This is a genomic window from Roseofilum reptotaenium CS-1145 (assembly GCF_028330985.1).
Classification (GTDB): domain Bacteria; phylum Cyanobacteriota; class Cyanobacteriia; order Cyanobacteriales; family Desertifilaceae; genus Roseofilum; species Roseofilum reptotaenium.
Genome location: NZ_JAQMUE010000088.1, coordinates 37,849 through 57,597, shown reverse-complemented (window position 1 = coordinate 57,597; position 19,749 = coordinate 37,849). Strand labels below are relative to the sequence as shown.

At 45.7% G+C, this 19,749-nt stretch carries 15 protein-coding genes; 7 read left to right on the top strand and 8 right to left on the bottom strand.

Annotation, left to right across the window (positions count from 1 at the left end; genetic code table 11):
• Window positions 1-90 precede the first annotated feature (90 nt).
• Together PN466_RS19760 and PN466_RS19755 are read right to left on the bottom strand one after the other, a co-directional pair.
• The gene (locus PN466_RS19760; protein ID WP_271942834.1) at window positions 91-1,287 is read right to left on the bottom strand and encodes an aminotransferase class V-fold PLP-dependent enzyme; all 1,197 of its coding nucleotides are present in this window, start codon (window positions 1,285-1,287) and stop codon (window positions 91-93) included.
• A complete protein-coding gene (locus PN466_RS19755) occupies window positions 1,284-3,830 on the bottom strand; it encodes an adenylate/guanylate cyclase domain-containing protein (protein ID WP_278003165.1) in 2,547 nt (848 codons plus the stop codon). The genes PN466_RS19760 and PN466_RS19755 overlap by 4 nt, the downstream gene beginning before the upstream one ends.
• Before the next feature lie 502 nt (window positions 3,831-4,332).
• Between PN466_RS19755 and dapB the strand changes: the two genes are divergently transcribed.
• Window positions 4,333-5,160 (top strand): 4-hydroxy-tetrahydrodipicolinate reductase, encoded by an 828-nt coding sequence (gene dapB / locus PN466_RS19750; RefSeq protein WP_271943195.1) that lies wholly within the window; start codon window positions 4,333-4,335, stop codon window positions 5,158-5,160.
• 32 nt (window positions 5,161-5,192) lie between these two features.
• Here dapB and pyrR read toward each other — a convergent pair whose 3' ends face one another.
• From pyrR to PN466_RS19735, 3 genes are all read right to left on the bottom strand, one after another.
• On the bottom strand, window positions 5,193-5,735 hold the full coding sequence (pyrR, locus tag PN466_RS19745; RefSeq protein ID WP_271942827.1) for a bifunctional pyr operon transcriptional regulator/uracil phosphoribosyltransferase PyrR: 543 nt from the start codon (window positions 5,733-5,735) through the stop codon (window positions 5,193-5,195).
• Between the two features lie 126 nt (window positions 5,736-5,861).
• Complete coding sequence (cbiB, locus tag PN466_RS19740) at window positions 5,862-6,830, bottom strand: adenosylcobinamide-phosphate synthase CbiB (RefSeq protein WP_271942824.1); 969 nt, start codon at window positions 6,828-6,830, stop codon at window positions 5,862-5,864.
• Window positions 6,831-6,841: 11 nt separating this feature from the next.
• Window positions 6,842-7,285, bottom strand: coding sequence for an Rrf2 family transcriptional regulator (locus PN466_RS19735; RefSeq protein WP_271942821.1), 444 nt, complete (start codon window positions 7,283-7,285; stop codon window positions 6,842-6,844).
• A 229-nt stretch (window positions 7,286-7,514) separates the two neighbouring features.
• On the opposite strand from PN466_RS19735, the gene PN466_RS19730 reads away from it, so the two are divergent.
• Together PN466_RS19730 and PN466_RS19725 are read left to right on the top strand one after the other, a co-directional pair.
• Complete coding sequence (locus PN466_RS19730) at window positions 7,515-7,907, top strand: AbrB family transcriptional regulator (RefSeq protein WP_271942818.1); 393 nt, start codon at window positions 7,515-7,517, stop codon at window positions 7,905-7,907.
• Between the two features lie 204 nt (window positions 7,908-8,111).
• Entirely contained in the window at window positions 8,112-8,528 is a 417-nt protein-coding gene (locus PN466_RS19725) for a hypothetical protein (protein ID WP_271942815.1), read from the top strand.
• Here the strand turns inward: PN466_RS19725 and PN466_RS19720 are convergent.
• Entirely contained in the window at window positions 8,525-10,171 is a 1,647-nt protein-coding gene (locus PN466_RS19720; protein ID WP_271942812.1) for an ArnT family glycosyltransferase, read from the bottom strand. The genes PN466_RS19725 and PN466_RS19720 overlap by 4 nt on opposite strands.
• Before the next feature lie 185 nt (window positions 10,172-10,356).
• On the opposite strand from PN466_RS19720, the gene PN466_RS19715 reads away from it, so the two are divergent.
• Window positions 10,357-10,731 carry a hypothetical protein gene (locus PN466_RS19715; RefSeq protein WP_271942809.1) on the top strand — a complete coding sequence of 125 codons (375 nt, stop codon included), beginning with the start codon at window positions 10,357-10,359 and terminating at the stop codon, window positions 10,729-10,731.
• Window positions 10,732-10,817: 86 nt separating this feature from the next.
• Here PN466_RS19715 and PN466_RS19710 read toward each other — a convergent pair whose 3' ends face one another.
• Window positions 10,818-11,336: a hypothetical protein gene (locus PN466_RS19710; protein ID WP_271942807.1), complete on the bottom strand. Its 519-nt coding sequence runs from the start codon at window positions 11,334-11,336 to the stop codon at window positions 10,818-10,820.
• A gap of 4 nt (window positions 11,337-11,340) precedes the next feature.
• Entirely contained in the window at window positions 11,341-12,117 is a 777-nt protein-coding gene (locus tag PN466_RS19705) for a hypothetical protein (protein WP_271942805.1), read from the bottom strand.
• A 269-nt stretch (window positions 12,118-12,386) separates the two neighbouring features.
• Between PN466_RS19705 and PN466_RS19700 the strand changes: the two genes are divergently transcribed.
• From PN466_RS19700 to hpsA, 3 genes are all read left to right on the top strand, one after another.
• Window positions 12,387-13,187 (top strand): tetratricopeptide repeat protein, encoded by an 801-nt coding sequence (locus tag PN466_RS19700; RefSeq protein ID WP_271942801.1) that lies wholly within the window; start codon window positions 12,387-12,389, stop codon window positions 13,185-13,187.
• 89 nt (window positions 13,188-13,276) lie between these two features.
• On the top strand, window positions 13,277-13,513 hold the full coding sequence (gene rpmB, locus PN466_RS19695) for a 50S ribosomal protein L28 (RefSeq protein WP_271942798.1): 237 nt from the start codon (window positions 13,277-13,279) through the stop codon (window positions 13,511-13,513).
• Between the two features lie 425 nt (window positions 13,514-13,938).
• Window positions 13,939-19,728 (top strand): hormogonium polysaccharide biosynthesis protein HpsA, encoded by a 5,790-nt coding sequence (gene hpsA / locus PN466_RS19690; protein WP_271942795.1) that lies wholly within the window; start codon window positions 13,939-13,941, stop codon window positions 19,726-19,728.
• Window positions 19,729-19,749: the final 21 nt, after the last annotated feature.

The following is a 19,749-nucleotide window of genomic DNA, read 5'->3' as shown; positions in this document are numbered from 1 at the left end:
TGTCCTAACTCTCTTTCTCTGCTATAGAATTTCTCTCTTCTGGAGGAGTACAGCTTGAAGCCTTGGAGCCTAACTAATACAAGCTATTGTCTATTTTCTAGAGTAAAGCACTGCAAGGGAGTTAATCAGTTGAATTAATCGCTGCTCCTCACTAGCCGGTAATGCAGGAGAAATGGGTAAATATAGTAGGGTTTGCATTAGTTCTTGAGCATGGGGTAATGGGCTTCCTTCCGGTGTCCGAATGGCAATTAAGCTCGTATTTCCTCGAGTAGCATCAAAGCCAGAATCGCGCAGTGTTTTCATCCAAAGCTTAGGCGATGAAGTTTGAATCGGAACGACCCAAAAAGAGTGTTGAATAGCACGATATCCAGGCCAGATAATCGAGCTATCGAGTTGACTTAAAAGCCTTTTTGCTCTAAGGATACGATCGCCATAACTCGGACAAGTTTGCAGCCGATGAGCCAAAAATTGCAATAACAGTTGAGGGGGTTTTTGCCTGAGTTGGGGGATGAGTTCTCCAGCTCTAAACCCTCTGGCGCTCGATCCGATCGCCCGATCTACATCTTTACCTAGAAGCCGTATCGATCGCACCAGAGCATTATACAGATAAGGGTCACAGATCGCTTTAACCGCCAAATATTTGATCAGGCGTTGTCTGTACCAGCGATCGCCTTTGAGGGGATAGCGATCGCCAATTTCTCTCATTTTATTGGCTAGATCGTAATCACGAACCATCGCCACACCACCCCCCAATGCCGTACAAGTCTTGATCGGGCCGAAACTAAATAAACTCACTTCTACTTGTTCATCCCCCAAATAATAAGACTGAGCAAAAGCTTGGGCACAATCTTCCACCAAAATAATCTGATGCTGGCGACACAGAGCAATATACGGCGCGAGAGGAATAATTGATCCAAACAAATGGGCAATCACAAATAGACGGGTCTGAGGCGAAATGAGGCGGCGGAAATGGTCTAAATTAGGAGCTAAGGTATCTAAGTCTAGCTCGACAGGAATGGGAACTAGGCCATGAAATTCAACGATCTCAACCATGTGGCGTACATTCACCCCACTCATGAGCACCCCGGTCCCTGGAGGCAAATCCAGTGCTTGCAAGAGCAAATCGAACGCTGTTCTAACGGAGAGGGTGACTTGAACAGAACGGGAAGGGGGCCAATGGGAAGCGATCGCCCCTTCTAATTCTAATCTCGACTGTGAACCCCTAACCAATCCACCCATCAGATCTGGCCATTGTACATCCAATCCCAAGCGTGGATAGGTTTTCAAAGCTCAGTTCCCGTCAACCAATAGGTCGTCATCATCCCTTTCCCCTTCACTTCAATTTCACCTCGCTTTTCAAATGAATAGCGATGTTTAAGCCGTTCATAGGCCGCTTCAGTCACCTGAATTTTACCGGGAATGCCCATAGACTCCATACGCGAAGCCACATTCACCGCATCTCCCCACAAATCATAAATAAACTTAGCCATCCCAATTACCCCAGCCACCACAGGACCTGTACTCATGCCAATTCGCAATTGAAGGGGTTGACCATTCGGTTGACGAAAGCGAGGAATTGCCCGTTGCATATCCAAGGCCATTTGGGCGATCGCCTCTGCATGATCCTCACGGGGCATGGGAATCCCACTGACCACCATATAAGAATCCCCAATCGTTTTAATCTTTTCCACTTGATGTTTTTTCGCCAATTTATCAAATTGAGAAAAGATTTCATTGAGCAAATTGACCAACTCTGTTGCCGAAATTCCTGAAGACATGCGGGTAAAGCCCACGATATCAGCAAACAAAATTGTCACCTCATCAAAGCGATCGGCAATCAAATTTTTCTCTTCCTGTTTCAGCCGTTGGGCGATCGCTCCGGGCAAGATATTTAAGAGCAAATCTTCCGACTTCTCCTGCTCTGCCCTTAAGGCAGCTTCTGCCTCCTTCCGCTTTGTAATATCCTCTACTGTTCCCTCACAAAACAATAAATTTCCTTGCTCATCGCGAACGGCTCTAGCATTCTCAGAAGTCCAAATAATACTGCGATCTTGGCGATACACCTGAGAATCAAAATGAGAGACCCCATTTTCCCGCTCAATCAACCTCATAAACTCTTCCCGACGACCTGGATCGACATAAAGATGAGTCCCCACGTTTCGCAAGCGCTCCATTAACTCCTCTGGAGACGCATAACCATACATCCGAGCCAGAGCTGGATTAGCACTCAAATAGCATCCATCTGGAGTCAGTTGAAAAATACCTTCGGCTGCATTCTCAAAAATACTTCGATATTTTTCTTCTGCCGCCCGCATGGCATCCACAACTCGCTTGCGTTCCGTAATATTCCGAGCCACCCAAATCACGCAATTATCTGGCATCGGGGAAACACTCGCGGCAAACCACACCTCATTGTCCTGAGTCTCTCCCACCTCCTGAGAAAGAAACTCTTGATTTTCTTCTACAAATCCTGGCATCAGAGAAACTGGTAAACAATACTCTAAATTCATCGTTTGCCCAGTTTCCACCACCCTCTGAATTGGATGGGCAAAAATTTCTGCTTGCTCCGGAGGAAACACATCATGTACCGTTTTCCCGATGCGATCGGTGGTTGGACTAAATAAGGTTTCTGAATTTGTCGAAACCACCTTCATAAATCGACCTTCGGCATCAAAAACGGTAATAATATCCGTCATTGCTGCAAACAATGCCCGAAGTTCTGCCTCAGAAACTCGAAGCGCCGCTTCTACCCGTTCCCGTTCTGCCACCTCCACAGTTAACTGATCTATCGCCTGCTTTAACTCAACCGTTCTCTCCTCAACTCGCTGTTCTAACTCCTCATTCAGCCGTCGGAGTTGCTCCTCTGCTTGCTTGCGCTCGGTAATATCCTCAACCGTTCCCTCGTAATAAAGCAAATTACCCGCCTTATCCCGCACCGATCGCCCATTCTCGGAAATCCATGTTAATTTGCCATCCAACCGGCGAATCTGGGACTCAAACCCCACAATAGAATCGTACTGCTCTAGCAAATTAATGAATTCTTGTCGTCGTTGAGGGTCGAGATAAAGCTGAGACTCAACGTCAATAAGGGTACTTTTCAAGTCCTCCGGGGAGCCATATCCATAAATTCGAGCTAAAGCTGGATTAGCACTCAAATAGCGCCCGTCGGGAGTGGTCTGAAAAATGCCCTCTACTGCATTTTCAAAAATTTTCCGATACTTATTTTCTGCTTCGCGTAGAGCTTCTTCTGCTTCTTTGCGTTCGGTAATATCAATTCCGACTGTAAAAGCGGCCTTATTCTTATCATATTTTTGGGCCACAATCAAGAAGATTCGATGCTTTCCTTTAATACGCATCGCCACTTCCCGAAAGGCTTCCTGAGTATCACTGGCAAAGAAATCTTGCACAAATTGATCGAAGCCATCACTACTCCCTAAAAAGCCCAAGGGTTTGCCAGCAAATTCTTCTGGGGGCAAATTAAAGATCTCTGCTAAATGACGATTGACTCCCAGGTAGCGCAGATCGTGACTAATCCAAGAGACCGTTCCTGGTACCGCTTCTAAGATGGCTTCTAATTGATCTTTAGCCGTGCGCAAGGCATGAAGGGCTTGATAGCGTTCAGCAATCTCTGCTACAAACTGATCGTTAGACTCCTTGAGCGCTGCCGTACGAGCCTCTACCTCAGACTTGAGTTCAGCTTCTGTTTTTTCCCATCGGCTTTCCCAGTCAGCCTGAGTTGACCGCAGTTGATGTTGCAAGTTAATGACTTGCTGGCGCAGGCTGACTAATTCCTGTACCAATTCTTCTTTCGTTTTATCCTTGTCTCTCATCGGCTGGTGTTTCGGACTGAGTCCGACATGAACAGGTACCTGTAAGGAACGGTGCATCATGTTTTTATGGTTGGTATGGTTGGCATCAGCGGCAAACCGTCTTGCTGCTTGTCGCACCCTGTCACATCTGGAGTTTTAGCAATTAGATTTAGATGGAGAAACTTACTTGGCGAGGAAGTATCGTTACATCCGCTCAGATTAGGACTGAGATTTGTTCTAATATTGAGCTATGATAATAGATTTTATGATGGCTGAGGGTCATAGATCTCTAAGTCCATTTAAGTTTTAGTCAAAGATAAAAGATTGTTATTATCCTCTCTCCAAGGAGATTGCCAACGGAACCGGATCATCTGAAGAAGACAGTTGATCTATGTTGGAATGTCAAGGGTCATGATAGGATAAGCCTCTGATCCCCTAACTGTTCTATTGTGTCTTTCTAGAGGACTTAACGCCAAGGGGTGATCTGCCAATTGTGCTTGTTTGTTTTATGATTCAGGAGTTGATGATGAGCGATGGGCCGATTCCAGTAATTGTCAATGGTGCAGCCGGGAAAATGGGCCGAGAGGTCATTAAGGCTGTTTCCCAAGCTGAAGATATGAAGTTGATTGGGGGGGTGGATCTCAATCCGGATCATAATGGCAAGGATGTAGGAGAAGTAGCTGGATGTGGCCCTCTAGAAGTCCCTGTTCTGAATCAGTTGGAGTCGATGTTAGCCTATGCGACTCAAGAGAGTCAGTTGGGGGTGATGGTAGATTTTACGCACCCGGATTCGGTCTATGAAAATGTGCGCAGTGCGATCGCCTATGGTATTCGTCCTGTGGTCGGGACAACCGGTCTGAGTCCCCAACAACTCCAGGAATTAGCAGAATTTGCCGATAAAGCCAGTACGGGGTGTTTAGTAATTCCGAATTTTTCTATTGGTATGGTTCTATTACAACAGGCGGCCATCCAAGCGTCAAAATATTTTGACCATGTAGAGATTATTGAACTCCATCATGACCAGAAAGCGGATGCTCCCAGTGGAACAGCGATAAAAACGGCCCAATTGTTAGGTGAGTTAGGTAAATCCTATAATCCTCCCAAGGTCAAGGAGAAGGAAAATATAGCGGGAGCGAGGGGTGGTTTAGCGGATGAGAATATTCGGATTCATAGCGTGCGCCTTCCCGGGTTAATTGCCCATCAGGAAGTCTTATTCGGTTCCCCTGGAGAATTATATACCTTACGCCACGATACCAGCGATCGCCTTTGCTATATGCCTGGCGTTCTGTTAGCTATTCGTAAAGTCTTAGAATTGAAAACTCTGGTCTATGGTCTGGAGAAGATTCTGTAATTTATAGGGTTTAGTTTCTGTAACTGATGACATTACAGCTCGAAGCGCTGTAATTCTACAGCATCCCGGCCATCCACCTCTTTTAAGTAAACTTTCACCTTTTCTTCCCTAGAGGTGGGCAACTGTTTCCCCGCAAAATCGGGGTGAATAGGCAGTTCGCGATGGCCCCTATCCACCAACACCACCAACCAAATTTCTGCCGGTCTTCCATAATCACTGACTGCATTCAGAGCAGCTCGAATCGTTCGTCCTTTATAGATGACATCATCAACTAAAACGACGATCTTCCCCGATAAATCTAGGGGAATTTCCGTTTTTGCCGGCGTTCTCACGCCAATTTGCTCCAAGTCATCCCGATAAAATGTCACATCTAATGCTCCCACCGCAATCGGAGTTTGTTCGAGCAACGTGATTTGTTCAGCAATTAAATGGGCCAAAGGAACTCCACGGGTATGGATACCCAATAGCACGATTTGGGATAATTCCCCTGATTTTTCAATAATTTGGGAGGCTAACCGAGTTAAGGTGCGACGAATTTCGTCAGCATCAAGAATTTCAACAATTTGAGTGGCCATAATTGCACCGAGATAGGGAGTACTTCGGACAAGTTTCGGGGAAGCTCTCTTCTAATTATCGTTGATTCACCGGAAAAAAGCGAGGGCGATCGACCCGGTCGCTCAGGAGAGGTCTAATCCCCAATCCTAGAGGAGTAATCCCAGGCTAATCCCTAACCCTAACCAAATGAGAAAACAATGGCGAGTTAGGCTTAGGGCTTGGCGGATAGAAGTGGGGGTAATGGGGTGGATACGATCGCCTAAAAGGGGTTTGATTTTGATCGTTGAGCCGTAGCGATTGACTCCCCCTAATTGCACTCCTAAAATGGCTGCATAGACACATTCACTCCAGCCAGAATTAGGGCTAGGGTCATGGACTGCATCCCGTTTGCACAGAACCCAAACTTTTTTTAATTGACCGGATAATAGACCCAGAGTAATCACTGTTAAGCGACAGGGAAGCCAAGTTAGTAAGTCTTCCAGCTTGGCACTAAACCAACCGATATATAAGTAAGGAGATTCTCGATAACCAATCATCGAATCTAAGGTACTGGCAGCCTTATACCCCATCGCCAGAGGGAGTCCTCCCAAACCGGGAATTAGACTGCCCAAAATAGCATAAAAGAGAGGCGCTGTCACACCATCAATGGCATTTTCAGCGATCGTTTCTAGGACGGCCCGAAGAATTTCTGGTTCATCGAGGGTTTGGGTATCTCGACCTACATACAAACTGAGCTTTTGGCGAGCGCTGGGGAGATCTCCAGCTTGTAGAGGATTGAGGACATCCAGGGCAGCATGGTGTAAGCTTCTGCCCGCAAAACAACTGGCTAAAAGTATGCTTTCGAGACCAATTCCTAGGAGAGGATGACCCTTGTTAGCCAGCCAGATGATTCTATCACTAACTAGAACCGCCACGCCTATGACGGTAAGCCCTAGGATAACTCCTGCCCACCGTTGGCTCTGGGGAGAGTGGAAAGATTTAAGGATAAACTCTGTGCCCTGAGCGATCAGTTTTCCCATGAGTTGAACGGGGTGAGGCCAATGCCAAGGATCGCCGATCGCAAAATCCAGAATTGAGGCGATCGCTAAAGCGATCTGGGGCCAGAAGAATACCATAAGTTTTTGCCCTAAACCACAAAATTACTGGCTTCTCCTTGGGAGGCTTGCCAACTACGAGCATCGAAGTAGAGATCTTCTAGGGAAATAGTATACAGGGATTCTTTAAGTTTTTGATGGAGGCGATTCCATAAACTATAGGTTACCCAGTCTTCTACTTGATTGCTATCGGGAGGACGATTGGCTAGAGAAGGTAAGCTTTCACCGACTGCTTCGAGGATTTGCCCCAGAGAAATATGGGCAGGTTGATGGGCTAAACCGTAGCCTCCTTGTGCCCCTCGAACCGAATAAACTAAGCCTGCTTCTCGCAGTTGAATTAAGAGTTTTTCTAAATAGGCAGCCGAGATATCTTGACGAGTGGCGATCGCCTGGACAGATGATGGGCCATAGCCGGGTTGTAAGGTTAAATCTAACAGGGCCTTAACACTATAATGACCCCGGGTTGTCAACTTCATCTTTAGGGCAATCTATTAATCGGATGGGGTGACTTATGACCTCCATGGAAACCCTCACAATCGCTTACTTAGCATTCGGTTGTCTGAGGTCACGATTTTATTCTGACATGGGCCAACTTTTGTGCCAGGTGTTGTAATATATTGTTACTAGCCGTTGGAAAGAAAAACCTTTTTTTTTTCGGCAAATATCAGTTAAACTGAAAACAGTTCTAAATTGAGCCATTAAGTAATGAGTAAAGCAGAGAAAACAAAACCTCTAGTCGGTCAAGAGTTAGTTGACAAGGTTAAAGAGCTAGACCACCTGAGTAAAGAAGAGAAAGCGAAAGCATGTGGCTACTGTACCTTCACTAAAGGTGGAGTAGAACGGGTGAATATGATGAAATTCCTCAATGCATTGATCGATGCAGAAGGAATTGAGCTGGATGGGAAAAGCTCATCGAATGGACGGGGCGGACGCAGTGCCAGCTATCGGATTACGGTTCAATCGAATGGCAACTTACTCATTGGAGCAGCCTATACTAAGCAGATGAATCTGCAACAGGGTGATGAGTTTGAAATCTCTTTAGGTCGCAAACATATTCATCTGAAGCAAATCGGAGGTGAAGATAACGCCGAAGAATAAGTATTTGCTCTCCCTTTCGAGCAACCAGTGGGCAATCTAACCTCCTGAATCCACGCCCGTGAATTCGGGTTCAGGGGAGAAATGCAGGAAGAAGACTCCAGAACAGAGTGAATCTGGAGACCGCCTCAAAAGAGTAAGGATTCTTAACCTGATTTCTCCCTAGGTCTGGGGTAAAATAAAAAGGGTTTTCAACGCATAAGTGCAATGAATGCAGATACATTTAATTTTGAGAGTCACTCCTCGACTTGTCCCATTTGTCATCAAGTCCAGGTCTTACCGTTAGGACAGTTGCAGAGTGGATTGTATATCTGTCCCTATTGTCATCAACGATTAGTGGTCAGCAAGAGTGGCCATTATGTCCGCGATCCATTCAAGTTGAAACCCTTCATTTCCAGTCAATTATTGCGCCGTCAAAGTCATCCCCTAGCGAGGGTAATGAGAGATTTTGGTAGTGCTAAACCCCCCTGTTGGATCACGGTGATGGCTAGTATTGTACTGTTTAGTTTTGCCTTAGCTGCCACTGAACGGTTAAAAGAGTTAGATAATCCTATTCCCCATTGGATGCAACAAGGCAGTCAAATTATGCGATCGCTACATCCACAACTGGAACTCGAACCCTAACCCAAAAAAGCTGAAGATTTGGTGACTAATGTCCAACCTTCTGCCGATCCTAAGCGTTGGACTCCCTGGGGAAAACGGGCTTCGAGTTCCTCTAATCCTGCTTTGTCTAAAAGGAGATAGGGTTGGGGGTATTGAGACCAAGTGTGGAGAATTTGCTCAAAATTGGCGGGAATCAGGCGGCGATCGCTGTAAAAATCTAGAGAAGGACGACCATGGGGATAATTGGTCATAATCGGTTGTTTCACCGGAGTATAGGCAATCAGTACTTCAGCCACGGGTTTAACCGCAAATCCTTCTTCAAGTTCCCAAACCCAAATTGGAGAAGCCATCAATAGAAACAACGACACATACAATCCCCATCCTAAAATCCCAATAAACTGATAATCACCCTGTTGAAATAAAAGGCTAACGACTGTCAAAGTAAGGGCAATAGACCCAAAGAGCGCAGGAATTATCCAACTAGAAACGGGTTGAGCGATCATCACATATAGGGTAGCCCCCCAAGAGGCGATCGCTAATCCCCAAAAACTTCCAGTTAAGCTTTTAATAAACCTCGATTTCAATCGCGGAACACCTTGGGAATAGGCCCGCCAAAATTCTGTCAGTTGCGCACCTCCAGCTAACGCTAAGGCGGGATACAAAGGCAGAACATACCAAGGTAATTTGGTACTCATGATAGAAATCGCTGTAAAATAAACCCCTCCCCAGACTAAAACCAATTTTCCCCAACTCAGACTCCGGTGTTGCCAAGCTAATCCTAAACCGGGAATAACCATCAACAACCATGGAAGGGATAATTTCAGAATTTCCAGCAGATAATACCATGGGGGGCCAGAACGATTTTCCACAGACTGCCAAATGCGACTAAATGATTGATGCACTAATCCGGTTTCTAAAAACGGATCTCCATAATGGAACAGTTGTAGACCGTACCAGAGCGCAACTGGAATGAGACCTAAGATGATCCCACTCCACAGATAAACGGACTTGAGTAGACGGGGAGTATCCCAAGCTAAAAACAGGAATGCGATCGCCCCCAATAACAGTGCTAAAATACTTTTTGTCAGAGCAATTAGACCCAATCCTAACCCCAAACCGAGACTATCGCGAACATTACGCCGTCCCTTGACAGCAAATAGCATCATCAAAAGCAAAAAACATAAAACTGGCCCATCTAGCATCGCTAACCGGCCATGGCGAACCACGGGTAATAAGGTTAAATAAATTAAGGTAGAAAAAATAACTGGCAGCCGTTGTCGAAACACTTCCAAACCTAAGCTATAAAAGATAGGAACGGAGGTAGCAGTAAGTAACGCAGAAGGTAAACGGGTTGCCCATTCATTCACCCCCACCGATTGATACATCAGAGCAATTAACCAATGCACTAGGGGGGGTTTATTAAAATAGGGTAATCCGGATAACGTGGGAAATAACCAACCTTGCCAACTAGAAGAGAGGCTAATATTGCGGGCAACTTGGGCAATGGTTCCTTCATCCCAATCTCTTAAGGCCACACCTCCTAGATTAATCAAAAATAGCACCAGAGCTGCTACTAGGAATCCAAACGTCCAGAATCGATCTATGCGGCGATCAACTCTCAGCAAACGGTTAGGTGAGCAAAGAGACCAAAAATTACGGTACATGGAAGATTACAGCGCTTCGCGCTACGCAAAAGATAATCCAAGAAAAACGGGTTTTCCCCTTATTACAGTTGATAGTCAAGTATGGGCTATCAACTGCTATAGTATACGTCTTCAGTAGAAAGATTTTCTGTTGGGCAACTAAACAGCTTATTCATTCCCTATTCCCTAAATTGGAGGCTCAGTTAATGGTTAAACAAGTGCATCGAGTAGAGCGTCATTCAGGAGGTCGAGGGGCAAAAATTGCAGCTACTGCGATTATTTGGCCCTGTGCGGTAGTCATGTTAGCTCTTTGTATTCCGATTGTAAAAGTGGTGAAGAGTGAGTTTGTGCCCTTAGCGATTATTTTAGGAGCGAGTGGCAGTACTGCGTTAGTTTGGTTTAGTCCAGCGATCTCCTCTGGAAAACAGGAAAATGACTGGGATGGATCGTCTGAAATTATCGATCCTCAACAGACAACCTTAGTAAAAACTGTGGCTTCTGAGGCTATCAACTCCCACCATTGGAGTAAAGTATCGGAATCCAATCAGGAAAGCATTACCCCCATTTTGCCCCTTTGGTAGTTGATATTGAACTCGTTACGTTAGGACGGTTAGGTTATAGTTTGAGGCAATAGTAAAGTATGCTAACTCTCCTCTTCCCTATCTCCCTATCCCTTACAAACTGATTGGATAAACTCAGCCGCAGTCATTTTTAATTCCCACGTTTTGCCGTATATTTGACCATAACCGATCGCAGTATGGGGCGATCGCCATAACTGCCAGTGATCTACTCCTGGATCGGCATAAAATCCCCCATCTCCTAAACCCAAAAGACTAGAACTACAATGGGTAAAATAATCATGACTGAGGCGATAAATAGGAAAGGGTCCCATTAACACAACACCCCAGGCATCTAGAGCAATTAAGGACTGAATCTGGCCCCCTGCTTGATGCCAGAGCCAACAAGCAGCGATCGCCCCTACTCCTCCAGCGCTATAGCTAATAACCGTGATTTTATACTCACAATTTCTGGGATCTCCGAAAGCGTCCACCCACTCCTTAAACAAGCTCTTTCCATCGAGTGGACACCCAGTTGATCGGATTCTTGGAGCCGGCAGATCCATCACTTCCAGAAACTCATCGGTTAAGGAAGGAGGATGAAATCCTGGACAAATTGCGATCGCCACAACTTCAAGATTCTGAAGTAGATTTTCGGCGCTCCATCCGATTCGGAGGCATAATCTGGGGACGAGGTGAGCCAGAACTCGACAAAATTGGTTTAGGAGTACCGACGCTTCGGTGCTTAAACTGACCCCCTCTTCTGGGGCGACCTGTAGCGCGAGCCGATCGCGGTTTTGTCGATCTAGGCAGTGGTCCTATACATAACGCCTCTTGAATAACCAAATCCGTGCCTTCTCGGGTAACATGGAATTCCCAAAAATGATGAAGTATTTTACCCGTCAAAGCCCCTTTGAGTGTGAGCTTAAACGATCGCGGTTTTTCCCCTTTTTTGCGTGGCGCTTGATTGATCTTAATCTTCACCTCTCCTGTTTGTAGAGAATGGAACACCACTTCTCCCCGAATTGAGAAATAATTATCACCCATCAATGGATGTAAATTTTGTCCAGAAGGTTCAGGTGAATCGAGAGTTTCTGGTTCCCAAACTCCCAATATTTGCGTATGTAAATCGTCCTCTTTTTCTCGGGTGCGCGGATAAACCACCCAGAGATGCTCGACATCCAAATCTAGATGTTTTTTGATCAAACTCATCATTCTTCCGAGCAAAACCGCATCAATTTCTGTGCCATCTGAAGTGACTAGAGTGCCCTGAGTTAAGTGATCTCCCGAATAATACCGGCCTCGAATTAAGCCGATCGCTCGGTATTGTAAGGGTTCAGAGGGAGCAGGAATGGGTTGACATTGTTGCTCTGAAGATAAGGAAGAAGATGCAAGGATAGAAGAAAACATGCTTGATGAATGGCGAGGGCTAGATAGGGAGATAGGCGCTTAAACGAAGAACCCCAGCATAAAGCCTAGGGTTATTCTTACGGAAAAGCCCATTATAACAAGGGTTTGATTTCCCATTCTTCTATGCAAGCGGCTACACACTAAATCCGTACTATTTTGAGGGGGAATGGGGAAATGGGGAGATGGAGATCACCTATTGCCTATTGCCTGTTCCCTATTGCCTGTTCCCTGTTCCCTTACAATGAATAGAAGAGTTCAAGGGATTTGGTGTGACGATTAAGCGTAAGAGTTGGGTTCTCAATGCCATTTTGATTTTCGCCGTGGTTGCCCTGTTGGGGGTTTCCACCATCCCTCCCCTCACCGAAGCCTTTCGTGCTTCCACTGCCGCAACGTCCAATGCTTCTCCCACTCCAGTAGTGGAGTCTCGACAAGCGAAATTAGAAGCTCAGGAACGGGGATATGAGTTGGTTTTGGAGCGAGAACCGGAAAACCAAAGTGTGTTGAGGGGATTGTTGGATGTGCGGTTAGAATTACGGGATATTGCAGGCGCGATCGCCCCTTTAGAACGGTTAGTCGAACTCAATCCCCAAGATGTCCAGTATCAAGTCCTGTTGGCTGAAACGACGAGTTATACTGGAGATCCCGATAGCGCTGCTGATATCTATCGCCAAGTGTTAACCCAAAACCCTGGAGAAATGACGGTCTTACAAGGGTTAGTTGACCTTCAACTCCAACAAAACAATCCCCAAGCGGCGATCGGGGTATTAGAAGAGACGCTCACAAAAGCCCCCCAAACCAATGAAATTAAGCCTGGAACCATCGATACTGCCTCCGTGAAACTCTTATTAGGGCGCGTGTATGCTGACTTAGAACGGTATGAAGAGGCGATCGCCGTCTACGATCGAGCCATAGAAGACAATGAAACGGACTTTCGTCCTCTGCTGGGAAAGGCGATCGTTCTCCAACGCCAAGGGAAACCAGACGAAGCCAAACCGCTCTTCACCAGCGCCACCACCCTTGCCCCCTCCGAATACAAAGATGAAATTGATCGCCTCATGAACGAAGGATAGGGAGATTGCCCATTACCTATTCCCTATTCCCTATTACCAGCGCGTAGCGCTACAATAGGAGATTGCAGCAAAAAAACAAGAGGTCACCCATGTCCCGCACCTGTCAACTCACCCGCAAAAAAGCCAACAACGGCTTTGCCATCTCCCACTCCCACAGACGAACCAAAAAACGCCAAGAAGTTAACCTTCAAACTAAGCGCGTCTGGTGGTCTGAAGGCAACCGTTGGGTTAAACTTAAACTGTCCACCAAAGCCATCAAAACCTTAGAAACCAAAGGCATTCAAGCCATGGCCAAAGAAGCTGGAATCAACCTCAACCACTATTAATCTCCGTAACCCATAGGGGTTTGGCCTGCCAACCCCCTCCCCTACACCTAAGCAAATATCTCCTCAGCCAAGTCGAAGAGCATCCCCAGCCTACCTCAACCGTCTTTACACGGATCGTATTTATAAAGCCCCTGCAAAGGTCATGTAAAATCACGGTTGATGATAAAGAAGAAATTTTGTTAAGACAGAAGGGAATACTATCTAAAACAGGGCCAGACTCATATGGAATCTAGGTCACTTGTTGCGATCGCTCATAGCCAGTGAAACAAAGTAATTTCAACAGGTTTGGACATTGCTTCACCTCTGGTCATCATTGCGATCCTTCAGTCAGATTCCATAACGTTTAGGGATGACCCTTTAATGGGGTGTATCTAGGTTTATTGTCCCTCTTGCATCTATCCTCTTCCACGTCTAGGACAGCTTCTATGTCTATCCAACGCCTACTCAGACACCTCCGGAACAGTTTCCTTAACCTAGGGAAAACCTTAACGCGATCGCTCTCCCATTTTATCCAACGAGGATTGCGCTCACTCTTCCAGATCAGTCGTCAGCGACAAGCCGGGTTTGTCCTCCCCACCGTCACCATGGTGATCCTCGTCGTCTCGCTCCTCAGCCTAGCCATGTTGCTTCGCTCCACAGACCGCGCCAAAAACGCTCACAACTTCCGGGTCAATGAAGCAACCCTCAACGCCACAGCCCCAGCATTGGATAGAGCAAAAGCCAAGATCGCCGCTATTTTTGAAGACCCGAATATTCCTAGAGGAACTCCATCCGACACCGCATTTATGGGTGCATTTGGAGATCTAGGCAGTGGAATTGAAAACTATACCTTTGGGGATGAAGTCCCTCTAAAGTTAGTCTTTGATATTGATGGGGATAACAACACAGGAGAAGAAGATAGTGGTGCAGCTAAAAATACCAAGAATGATGAAACCGTAAACACCGCCTGGAAATTCCCAGTTGATACCGACAATAACGGGAAATTTGATAGTTATACCCTCTATACCATTCTCTTCCGCAACCCCACCACTTCAGGTGGCGAATTCACCCGTGCAAGAAACCCCCTAGAAGCCCGAAACCTGCCCATGGAAGGGGCTAGTGGCTCCGCCTGTGCCAATAACACGGGAGGAGGAGCCAGTTTAGTTGGTGACTCCGACTGGTTTCAGTTGCCGAATGAGCAAAAACTGAAAAAAGCCTTCTTTGTTTATGCAGCCACCGTACCCATTGGGCCAAATGCTAGTGGCGCTCTGCCCACTGGTCTAGATGCCAATCAATATGAGTTATATCCAGGAGGAACCCAAGGATTTTCGGCCCTGGAATATCAACAAGACTGGAGTCGAATTCCCCTAGCCAATAATGCCGTAGTTTACCAAGATGACCTCCTCACCTTTGCCGGTAGCAATCAGTTCTTCAATGGCCGCATTATAACCAACGCTAACCTTATGGTCGGCAAAGGGAAAAACGTCAGGAGCTTCAAAACCAAGTTTTTCCTAGTTAGTAGTAAATCCTCCTGTTTTTACGATCCAGAAAGCAGCAAAATCATTGTAGGGGGAAATGTAGGCAATAACCGTTATGACAATTTTGCCTTTGCCAATGGCACCGTCCATGTAGATGAACTTCATCTATTTCAGGGAGAAGGAAACGATCCTACAGTCAACACTAACTTTGGGAAAGTAGGTAGCGTTACCACTACAACCGCAGATGCAAAAAAATCTCTATACAATAACAATGCTTACAATCAACGAATTTCCTATTTAGTCAATGCTGCATTTTTGTTAGGGACAAGTGCTTATCCCAATGAACTTCTAGCTGGGAGACCTCCAGCCGATGTATCCGATCAAGAAGCTAAAAATTACTATACCCAATACTTCAAAAAACTCACTCGCCAAGTCCCCTACATCGAAGTTGATCCTGGCAATAATGCCCTATTTATTCCCACAATAACAAGTGGAACCGGGATAGCATCCGATGGTTTTTTAGCATCAGTTGACTCAGAAGCTAAAGCAAAAGACTTCTTCAAGCTCTCTCATGGTTCCGAGACAGCCGATAAGACTGGACTCGATCCCCTGCGGCCACCTCATCAATGGATGTTTCCCGTCGATCCAAACAATAATGCTACAACCTACATGCAATCGAAAACCAGTAGCACCGACAAGCTAGAGTTAGAACTTACCCGAATTGCAGCGACAAATCCAGAAGAACTTGATGGTAAAGAAGAGCGGATTGGAGATAGAGTTTTAGTCGGTAATAACCTACCAGAAACTATCTACATTGACGATAGCAGTATAGAAGCTGAATCAAGATTGCTCTCAGGGATACAAACTGAGCAACAGGTTACCGGAGTCAAGTGGCGACAGTCCGGTTCAGCCACAGACTCAACAGTCGATCGCACCCGACAGTCTCAAGTTGTCAGTTTACCCGACTTAGGTGACCTATCGCGAGATGGACAATGGGAAATTGATGCAGCAACAGCTCCTCAAGATAAGTTTGATAATGTCGGAGGCTTGAGAATTGTCACGGGTGCAGGGATTTATTTACCTGGAGCCAATGCCACAAAAACTTCACCCACTCTAGACCCAACCGGTGATGATAAAAATGAGAAAAATATTATCATCTGGCCCGATTATTATCCCGTGGCTCAGAAGCATCCTGAAGTGGTGTTCGATCAAGATAATAATCCAACCACTGAACCGGTGTCAGTAGACTCAGCCGCTAACAGAACTCGTCCTTATCTGAGGATGCGAGCAACTGTTGTTTACCACCATACTGAACCGTCAAAACCCTTTGCCGAGAATGGTTATAAAGATGGCGATCAAACTCACCAGAGACCCATTGCGTGTATCGCTAACTATTACGATCCCACAGATACCAATAGCGATACCAGTAACTCTAACAATGGTAAAGTTTACTCTTGGAGAAATACTTCAGAAGGAACCTATACTAATATGTTGAAGTATCAGGCGGCCCTTCGCTATCCTGAAGTCATCTATGATGACTCTACAGCAGATCTGGTAGGAGACCGACGGGTTAATCCGCTACTGGCTTCTGCATTAAACAGAGGCTCTGTTGCTGATCGCACTATTGCAGAACAAAGCGCAGTTGAAGCCGCAATTTGTGCCTTAGATATTCTCAATGGTAGTGCAACAGCCAGTACTGCAATTGATGACAATGCCATTAAAGAAATTACCTTTCTTGATGCACGGCAGATTAAAGCCAATGATGTCCATAGCTTACAAGTAACTGGTGGAGCAAGTGGAACCTATACATTAGCTAATGGAATGCCCACTCCAGCATTTGAAGTGGGCGATCTGGTGACCATTGAAGAATACCAACGCACTTCTCCACCGCCTCCAACTTCTCCAGTAGATAAGAATATTCCCAAGATTGTTCGCGGACAAATTACTGCCATCAGTGGTGATAACATTACAGTATCTACCACTACTAATGGATCAGTTTATGCAGCTTCTGATCCTTCAATTAGTTCAGATGGAACTGGGTGGATTACTGAAAGCTTAAGTAGTCGCTACGATCTCCCCATCGAAGAACGGTATCCGCTAGAAATTCGCGCCACCCAAATCGATCTCGAGAAGCTCAAACAGAAAACGATTGGCACTTCAACAGATCCTCAAGAATATCTCATACCCAACAGTGGAATTATCTATGCAACTCGCGAAGATGCACTCCCCGATCAAAGCGTTTGGGTTGAGGATGGAAGAACTACCTTCAAGCGTACAGGTGATGCAGCACCCGATCTACCCCAAAGTAGTACTGACTTCAAACTCGATCCCACTCGTCGCCCAAATGCCATTCTCCTGATCAATGGAGAGAAACTGAACCGAGGAACGACCAATGATTACCGTCCAGAAGAAAAAGGGTTCATCCTAGCAACCGATCTACCGGTTTACATACAAGGAGACTTTAACAGACATCTTTCAGGTACTGACGAAGTTGAAGAATTCACTCAGAAGTTGAATAAAACGACTTATGCTAACTTCTACACTCGCTCAACCCTTGACTCTAAATTTGCTTGTCGTAAAGGACAACCTGGTTGTAATGGAGATGGAGATACTTGGCGCAGTGCCACCGTTTTCGCTGATGCTTTAACCCTATTATCTGATGACTTTCAATTCGGATATCGCAGTGATGGCAACTATGACCTTAACAATAACCAAGGAGACGCTCGCTCCACCGCCAAACGTCGGCAAAATGGCTTCTACACCAATGACTTTGCAGCCAGTCGTAACTTTACCGATGCTGACTATAAAGCCAAAGGAACTGGAGATACACCCAGTTCCTACTTCACTAACTTTGTTACCCCAGTTCAGCGTCGGGTGAACTTTCCAGAATACGTGATGGAAATCTGCGAAAAACTCCCCATCTCCGAGTGCGAACCCAAAGATTGGCATATCATTGGTATTGATTTGAATGGCAATGGCAATACCAATGATGCGTTTGACGAGTCTAATATTTCCATCGATTTCAATGGAGATGGCGATACTGCCGATACGTTTAAACGGACGATTACAATTGACTTAAATGGGGATGGAGATACGACTGACTCTTTTAGTGAGAATAGCGTTGATATAGATTTCAATGGAGATGGCGATACTGCTGACTCTGTTGATGAATCGAGTCTTGCTATAGACTTAAATGGAGATGGAGATACGACTGACTCTTTTGAGTATTTCGGTATTGACCTCAATGGAGATGGAGATACCACTGACTCTGTAAGTGAATCTGATATTGTTCTTGACTTAAATGGAGATGGGGATACTAGCGATAGTATTGCAGAAACAGCGATTGAAATTAGCCTTGGAGAATCAGGTCTAACTCTCGATCTCAATGGCGATGGGGATACCACAGACACGGGTATTCCCGAAAAAGAGGTAAGACTCAGTAGCTCTGACTGGGTTTTACAGGGAATGCCACGTCCTTTGCTCACCACAGCTCAAGACAATCTAGATAATAAATTTGCTGCTTTCCCTCGCCGTGTTGCATTTTTACGAGATCAAAACCACAAGTTAGTCTTAGAAGCAACCAATAACACTCCTATTGCTTTAGGAATTAAGACGGACAAAGTTACCTACTTGCCCTATGTGGATAATCAGCCTCTAAGTAGCATTGACTTTGGTAGCAATGTTCGATTATTCCCAGATACAAAACTCAATAGAACCGTATCTGTTTTGGAAGCGAGCAAAAAGCTCACTCCTGACAATTTACTCTTAGACTTAACCAGTACTGCTGGTCAAGTCGATCAGGATATTACCAATCAAGATAATACCCTGTGGTTTAGGACAACAGCAACTCCAACTAATCCTACAGACACTAGTGGATGGAGATATCATAGCAAGCGGTTTTTATCTTATCTGAATGATGACCTGTCTGCTAACCCGACAGTGCAACCCCTATTAATCCCTATCCTGCAAATCCATGCAACAGATTCGTCTCCTGGAGCAACCACTGGTGATGCTGGGAGACCGATGGAGGTTAATGGCAGTATTGCCGTCCCCAATGGGACTTTTACGATTGATAGAAACTCCAATAAGGACAGTCGTGATACAGATTGGGTACAACATGCCAAGACGGGCGGAACAACCTTTAATCTGGTCTTTGTGTCAGGAGATACAGCTGGACGACCGGATGAATTAAACCGAAGCTTAGGTAACTTCCCTCGATTTTTAGAAGACTGGACGGGTGTTAATGCAAACATTACCGGTTCGTTTATTCAAAAAGGACGGAGTGTCTATGCCACAGGCCCGACAGATTCAGTTCTGAATTCTAAGTCAACTGTGACCAAGGGAATATATGGCGAACAAATTGGTCTATTTGGTGAAGATCAGTTCTATGGTACTGATAACGCAAATGGGATTCTGCCCTTCTATAATGCACCCGGTCGCCCTTGGGGGTTTGATGTGGGGCTGTTAACCCAAGCGCCTGACTTGTTTGCCCAACGATTTGCCATCAAAGATGATACTCCTCCCAATGAATTCTATCGAGAAGTGAGGCGAGATGATCAATGGGTGGAAACCTTGCTCTGTGCCGGTCAACCGGACAAGCGCCTCGATCCCGCAAATTCAAATAACACTGTTGCACAACAAGGTGGCTATGACGATGCTGGAGATCCGTATGATAAAGATGTGAAGATTGCTAACAACGCTAGTGTTTCCTATCAATACGCTATCTCTAAAGATCAACGCCCTAACACATGCCAATAGTTCACTCACCCTAATCCTTAT

Bases quoted from the DNA above. Each gene is read 5' to 3' on its own strand.
- PN466_RS19755 (WP_278003165.1), bottom strand. From the start codon at position 3,830: ATGAGAGACAAGGATAAAACGAAAGAAGAATTGGTACAGGAATTAGTC.
- dapB (WP_271943195.1), top strand. From the start codon at position 4,333: ATGATGAGCGATGGGCCGATTCCAGTAATTGTCAATGGTGCAGCCGGG.
- pyrR (WP_271942827.1), bottom strand. From the start codon at position 5,735: ATGGCCACTCAAATTGTTGAAATTCTTGATGCTGACGAAATTCGTCGC.
- cbiB (WP_271942824.1), bottom strand. From the start codon at position 6,830: ATGGTATTCTTCTGGCCCCAGATCGCTTTAGCGATCGCCTCAATTCTG.
- PN466_RS19735 (WP_271942821.1), bottom strand. From the start codon at position 7,285: ATGAAGTTGACAACCCGGGGTCATTATAGTGTTAAGGCCCTGTTAGAT.
- PN466_RS19730 (WP_271942818.1), top strand. From the start codon at position 7,515: ATGAGTAAAGCAGAGAAAACAAAACCTCTAGTCGGTCAAGAGTTAGTT.
- PN466_RS19725 (WP_271942815.1), top strand. From the start codon at position 8,112: ATGAATGCAGATACATTTAATTTTGAGAGTCACTCCTCGACTTGTCCC.
- PN466_RS19720 (WP_271942812.1), bottom strand. From the start codon at position 10,171: ATGTACCGTAATTTTTGGTCTCTTTGCTCACCTAACCGTTTGCTGAGA.
- PN466_RS19715 (WP_271942809.1), top strand. From the start codon at position 10,357: ATGGTTAAACAAGTGCATCGAGTAGAGCGTCATTCAGGAGGTCGAGGG.
- PN466_RS19705 (WP_271942805.1), bottom strand. From the start codon at position 12,117: ATGTTTTCTTCTATCCTTGCATCTTCTTCCTTATCTTCAGAGCAACAA.
- rpmB (WP_271942798.1), top strand. From the start codon at position 13,277: ATGTCCCGCACCTGTCAACTCACCCGCAAAAAAGCCAACAACGGCTTT.
- hpsA (WP_271942795.1), top strand. From the start codon at position 13,939: ATGTCTATCCAACGCCTACTCAGACACCTCCGGAACAGTTTCCTTAAC.